General features: G+C 30.1%; 4 protein-coding genes. 1 reads left to right on the top strand and 3 read right to left on the bottom strand.

Annotation, left to right across the window (positions count from 1 at the left end; translation table 11 throughout):
- The 3 genes from BM384_RS14220 to BM384_RS14210 all read right to left on the bottom strand — a co-directional run.
- Positions 1-256 (bottom strand): transposase (locus BM384_RS14220; RefSeq protein ID WP_175537297.1); only part of this gene is annotated, 256 nt, incomplete at its 3' end.
- 117 nt (positions 257-373) lie between these two features.
- Positions 374-4,747: a DNA polymerase III subunit alpha gene (gene polC / locus BM384_RS14215; protein WP_090014549.1), complete on the bottom strand. Its 4,374-nt coding sequence runs from the start codon at positions 4,745-4,747 to the stop codon at positions 374-376.
- 264 nt (positions 4,748-5,011) lie between these two features.
- Positions 5,012-6,367, bottom strand: coding sequence for a DUF6270 domain-containing protein (locus BM384_RS14210; protein WP_090014548.1), 1,356 nt, complete (start codon positions 6,365-6,367; stop codon positions 5,012-5,014).
- Between the two features lie 274 nt (positions 6,368-6,641).
- Between BM384_RS14210 and BM384_RS14205 the strand changes: the two genes are divergently transcribed.
- The coding region (locus BM384_RS14205; RefSeq protein ID WP_347455087.1) for a hypothetical protein at positions 6,642-6,859 on the top strand (218 nt) is incomplete at its 3' end.

Genomic DNA, 6,859 nt, shown 5'->3' with positions numbered 1-6,859 from the left:
CTTCACCGCTAATATAAGCTTCTACTGCTTCTGTTTTTAAGTTAGAAGAATATGATTTATTATGAGGCTTATCATGCAAACTAGATTCCCCAAATAGTTTATATTTTTTAGCCCAAACACGGATTATATTTCCATGATTACTGTTGTATCTTATTCCTAGTTCGGAACATATTTGTTTGGTAGTCTTCCGTCCTGAAAGATAATCCTTAACCGCTTGTATTTTATCTTCAACTGAATATTTAAATTTTCTTCCCATAAAAAAATACCTCCAAAGTAGAGTTTGGTTATTTACCATGTCTACTTTAGAGGTATCATATCAAAACCTTATGGATAATGCAATGGAGACACATAAAAATGTGTCTCCATAAAAAAACTATATATTATTCATTAAATCAAAGAAACTTACCTGGTCACTTTCTTGAAGTCCATTTAAGCATCCAAACTTTCTTAAAAGATTAGTAGCTGCATCCCCAATTTTAGCTCTCTTTTTTAAATTATCAATCGAACTTATTGGAGTTTCTTCATGAACTGCTGCATAGATAGACTCAGCTGCCACATTACCCATACCTGAAATACTGTTTAAAGGAGGTCTTATTGCACCATCCTCAACTTTAAACTTAGTTGCATCTGATTTATATAAATCCATTGGAAGGAATTTAAATCCTCTTTCATACATTTCAAGTACAAGCTCCATATCATCATACATATCCTTATCTCTTGGAGCTGCATCATTACCCATGTTAGTAATTTCTTTCATTTTTTCTATTACTTTTTCTTTTCCATTAATCATATATTCAGCATCAAAGGCTTTTGCTCTTATAGAGAAGTAAGCTGCATAATATGCCTCTGGAATATGAACCTTAAACCATGCAATTCTAAAGGCCATCATTACATAGGCTGCAGCATGGGCCTTAGGGAACATGTACTTAATCTTTTTACAACTTTCAATATACCATTCAGGAACATCATGTTCTCTCATTAAAGCTTCATATTCTGCCCATTTTTCAGGATCTTTTAAGGCCTTCCCCTTACGAACAGTTTCCATTATCTTAAAGGAAGTATCCTTAGGTAATCCCATCTTTATTAGATAAACCATAATATCATCTCTACAACAAACCGCATCACTAATGCTTGTAACTATACCTTGATCAATAAGATCCTTAGCATTTCCAAGCCAAACATCAGTACCATGGGAAAGTCCTGATATACATAAAAGGTCAGCAAATTGCTTTGGCATAGTATCAAGAAGCATTCCTCTTGCAAATTTAGTACCAAACTCAGGAATACCATAAGTTCCAACCTTAGAGTTTATCTGCTCTGGAGTCACTCCTAATGCATCTGTTGAATTAAAAATAGACATAGTTGCCTTATCATCTAAAGGAATCTTCTTAGGATCTACTCCTGTTATATCTTGAAGCATTCTTATTACCGTAGGATCATCATGACCAAGTATATCTAGCTTAAGTAGGTTTTGGTCAATTGAATGGTAATCAAAATGTGTTGTAATTATATCTGATTCTGGATCATCTGCAGGGTGCTGTACAGGACAGAATTCAAAAATTTCTCTTCCTTTTGGTACAACTATAATTCCCCCTGGATGCTGTCCTGTAGTTCTTTTTATTCCTGTACATCCTTTAGCTATTCTTGTAATTTCAGCTTTGTTAATAGATTTACTTCGTTCTTCATAATACTTTTTAACATATCCAAAAGCTGTTTTTTCTGCAATAGTACCTATTGTTCCAGCTTTAAATGTTGTTCCTTTACCAAAGATAACTTCTGTATATCTATGAGCCTTAGCCTGATATTCTCCTGAAAAGTTTAAGTCGATATCTGGTTCCTTATCTCCATTAAACCCTAGGAAAGTTTCAAAAGTAATATCCATCCCATCCTTTTCAAGATCTGTTCCACAAGTTGGACATACTTTATCAGGTAAATCAAATCCGTTACTTACCCCATAATCATTAAAATCTGAATATTTACAATTAGGACATCTATAATGAGGCTGCAGGGCATTAACCTCTGTTATTCCTGTCATATATGCAACTAAAGAAGATCCAACTGATCCTCTCGAACCAACTAAATATCCATCTTCATTAGACTTCCAAACTAGCTTTTGTGCAATTATATACATAACTGAGAATCCATTTTTTATAATAGACTCAAGTTCATGATCTAGTCTTTCCTGTACTATTGAAGGAAGGGGATTTCCGTAAAGTTCATGAGCCTTATCATAAGCTATATCCTTAATTGTTTGTTCACATCCATCAATGTGAGGAGGACATTTTTCATCTGATATTGGACTTATTTGTTCACACATATCAGAAATCTTATTAGTATTAGTTACAACTACTTCATAAGCCTTTTCTTCCCCTAAGTAATCAAATTCTTTAAGCATTTCTTCAGTTGTTCTTAAATATAGAGGTGCTTGTTCATCTGCATCCTTAAATCCTTGACCTGCTTCAAGTATACGTCTATATATTTCATCTTCTGGGTCCATGAAATGAACATCTCCAGTAGCAACAACTAACTTATTTTGTTTTTCAGCTATATTTATAATTGTTCTATTTATTTCTTTTAGATACTCTCTACTCGGAACCTGACCATTTCTAACTAAGAATTCATCATTTCCTATAGGTTGAATTTCAAGATAATCATAGTCTGATGCTATTTTTTCAATTTCTTCATCAGGTTTTCCATCTAAGATTGCCTTGTAAAGCTCACCTTCACAGCAGGCACTTCCTAAAATAAGGCCTTCTGAATACTTCTTAAACATACTCTTTAAAATACGTGGTTTTTTATAGAAATAATCTAAGTGAGAGTATGATACAAGCTTATAAAGATTCTTAAGTCCAGTGTAATCCTTAGCTAAAATAATAGCATGATATGTCTTTAACTTTTTATACTGAACCTTCTTAGATTCTTCAGTACATGCACATTCTTCTATATCTTCTAAAGTTTTAGCTCCTCTTTCTTTAAGCATCTTCATCATAATATTAAATACTTTTACTGTAGTATCAACATCATCTAAAGCTCTATGGGCTACTTCAACCTTTATACCAAGATTTTTAGCTATTCTTCCAAGTTTATAAGTTTTATAATCATAGAAAATATCCTGTGCTAAAGTTAATGTATCAATATAAGTAAAGTCAAAATCATGACCTAGTTCTTTAGCATAGTGCTTTAAAAATCCAATATCAAATTCAGCATTATGAGCAACTAAAACGCTGTCTCCAATAAATTCAAGCATCTTAGGAAATACCTTATCTATTGTTTCAGCATCCTTTACCATTTCATCTGTAATATGTGTTACTTCAACTACTCTTGGTGGAATAGGTTTTTCTGGATTAACAAAAGTGCTAAAGCTGTCTATCACTTTTCCATCTTTAACCTTCATTATTCCTATTTCAGTTATCTTTTCTAACTTAGGTGAAAAACCAGTAGTTTCAAGGTCAAGTACACAATAAGTTGTATCTATGCTTTGTCCTTTAATATTTCTTACTGAAGGTAATTTATCTGGTGCTAAATATGCTTCAACTCCATAAATAACCTTCATATCAGGATTATTTCTTCCTAAAAGTTTATGAGCTTCTGGGAAGGATTGCACAACTCCATGGTCAGTAATTGCTATAGACTTCATTCCCCAACTCTTAGCTCTCTTAATAAGATCTGCAGCACTTGTCATGGCATCCATTTGACTCATCTTAGTATGCATATGAAGTTCTACTCTCTTAATTTCTGCATTATCTTGTCTTATAGATCTTTGTAATCCATTAGTTTCAATTATAGTATTCGCCATAACCTCAACTTCATTACTAAAGTTACTATAACTTGCATTACCACATAACCTTACACCTTTGGCTTTCTTTAATCTTCCTACAACCTCTTCTGATTGTTCAGGTTTTAAGAAAGACTTGCAACCTATAGAACTTGAACCATCATATAAGTCAAAAGAAGCTAAAATCTTTCCACTTCTAAGCTCCTTTGTTTCTAAATTTGATATTTCACCATCAATACAAACTCTTCCTTCATAAGGACCAATATCAACTATTTTTATAACAGGTTCTTTTATACTTCCACTTCTTCCTAATATAAGAAGCTTACTATCTACCTTTCCATAGGATTTTTTAACTTTTTCATTATTAGAAATAACCTTAGGTTTATAAGTATCAGTTTGAGGTTTTGCTGTCTTTTTATCAGGCATGGATGTTTTTATTTCCTGCTGAACATTCATCATAGCTTGAATACTTCTCTCTTTATTAATTCTCATTAATTCCTCAGCAGTTATGTCATCAATGAAATTAATTTTGTAAGTTTTTCTATACAGCTTTTTAATCTCATCCCTGATTTCAATATCATATTTTAAGTCTCTAAAAATATCCGAAACACCCATTTTAAATTTTAAATCAATATGCTTTTCATTAATATCATATTCACAATTATTAATGGCAGCTTTTAAAAAAGGATGTTTATATGAAAGCATAGTAAGTATATTTAGAAGTTCTTCTTCTAGAGGCCTTACTTTTGCGCCTTCATTATATTTAATAAATATTCTTGAGTCATTTAATAAAAATCGTGCCTTTATGAAATTATTTAAATCTTCAATTTCCTGTAATTCTATATAATCATCGGAACTAATCTCCATTTCCATAATACGGCTTCGCTTTTTTACTTTTACATTCTCTACTAAAGCAGAAGCAATGCTTCCCTTTAGCTTATAGTCACTAAAAACTTCCCCGACTTTTTTCATTATATTTAAACCTTCCTTAAAAGATTTTTGCACCTTTTTAGATGCAACATTTATTATATAATTAATCACATAATCTGTCACACATAAATTTTTAACATATATTACATGATAAGTGACAGCCCAAATTTTATATTTGGCTGCTGGAACTTACTCAGCGAACGAATGTGAGTCGAGTTTCCTTTTCCTCAGCCTAAATTTTATATTTGGCTCTGCTGGAACTTACTCAGGTATTTTATACTTTGCTATACGCAAAAAACAGCAGCCCTATAGGGTTACTGCTATTTTTTTCAACCTTTTTTCATATTCTTCTATCTTTTCTATATCATTAACTGCTCTAAAATATTCAAGTCTATATGCGATAACTTTTTCATTATAAGGAGCATAGCCTTCAAGTTTTTCAAGGAAACTAACCCACTCTGTATTACCTTCACTAATCATATTTAAAAATATTTTTTCAAGATAATTTACTGCTTCATTTTTATCTTCTTCATAAAAGTTTTTAATAAATATTATTATTTCTTCGTACTTTTTTGTATACTCATCAGAAAGACTTTGAACTAAAAGTGTAATCTTATCTTTTTCAGAAATACCTTCCTTATTAATTTTTTCTTTAAGATTATAAGCACTCTTATAAAGTTCAGCTAAAACTTTACGATTTTTTGCTATTTCTTTATAAGTAAGAATATTACATATATCATCTAAAACTTTGCAAGACACAAATGGTTTTGCTATTTCATTTAAATATTTAATATATTCCTCATCATTTGCTAAATCATCATTTAAAATTTGTGACACCCTTAAAGCTGATATCTTATCATGAACTCTTTCTGAATTATCATTAAATAAAATATCCTGAAGCTCAATTGAAGCTTCTTCATAAAAGTATTTTTGATAATGAACTCCATTTAAATTATCCCAGTATCTTTCATCAGTTATAAAATACTTAGTTAAGTCTATAATATATGGATTAACCTTACTTATAATATACTCTTCTAATTTTTTAACCTTCTCATTATATTCATATTTTGCATGAAATGGCTTTCTAAATGTATCTGGTATTTCTTTAACATGTAGATTCTTATCTATATAAAATTTACATGCATGAAATCTATTTAAAATGATATGGTTACTATCAAACTTTTTTAATATCTCATTAAAAAATAAATCTATATATGGATACCATAAAAATTCTGGAACATCCATAAAATTAACATTACCAATTTTGCCCTCATATTTTCTATATAGTTCTGTATTATAAAACTCATAAGCACAATTACTGAAGGTTGTATTTTCATAAACGGAAACAGCTAAAGTTAAATCATGAAAATCTATTAATAAATAGTCTGCCTTTCCATTCATAATCATAGGAAGTGTATCTTTATTTATACCTTGTTTTAATGATTTTATTCTATCTGGAGCATATAATTCTTCTTCCTTTATACTCTCAATTTCTTCTCTAGCAAAAGGCGACGGCATCATAGAACTTACAATATTATTTTTATCAAAAAAATATTCTAGCTTTATATCTTTATTTACTACACCTTTCTTCTTATAATCTCCATCTAAAAGGATCATCCTCGAAATACATGATCCTAGTATATCTAATGTTACTGATTTCATATTTATTTTCCTCTCTTTTTCCCTTAAGTTAAAATTAAATTTAATAAACCCTCTTTTAAAGATAATTATACCATTTTTTTATTCATTATCAATTTTTCATTAAAAAATCGAGTAGGAGGTAATCAATTATTTTGATTACCGACCTCTCACACCACCGTACGTACAATGTCGTCAACTTAAGAATAAAATAAAAAATATAAAAAAAAGCTTGACAATAGAGAAAAAATTTGCAGCCTCGCTATAGAGAAATAAATTTATAGCGAGGTTTAATATTATGAAAAATACTGCATTATTATCTGCAATTTTGAAAGATACAAACAATTTAATTACTTCGAGTGAATTTAAAGAAGCTTACAGTTTAGGTAATTCATTTTCAAGAAATAGAAAATTATCATTTTCTAATGCTGTCTTTTTTATTTGCTCCGCATTACGTAAATCTATATCTTCTGAAATTAATAATTTTATTGAAGATCATAAATATTTAAATTTTCC

This window comes from Clostridium sp. DSM 8431 (assembly GCF_900116755.1).
Classification (GTDB): Bacteria; Bacillota; Clostridia; order Clostridiales; family Clostridiaceae; genus Clostridium.
The sequence above is the reverse complement of the archived record's forward strand: the minus strand, read 5'-3'. Positions and strand labels throughout refer to the sequence as shown.

Bases quoted from the DNA above. Each gene is read 5' to 3' on its own strand.
- polC (WP_090014549.1), bottom strand. From the start codon at position 4,747: ATGAAAAAAGTCGGGGAAGTTTTTAGTGACTATAAGCTAAAGGGAAGC.
- BM384_RS14210 (WP_090014548.1), bottom strand. From the start codon at position 6,367: ATGAAATCAGTAACATTAGATATACTAGGATCATGTATTTCGAGGATG.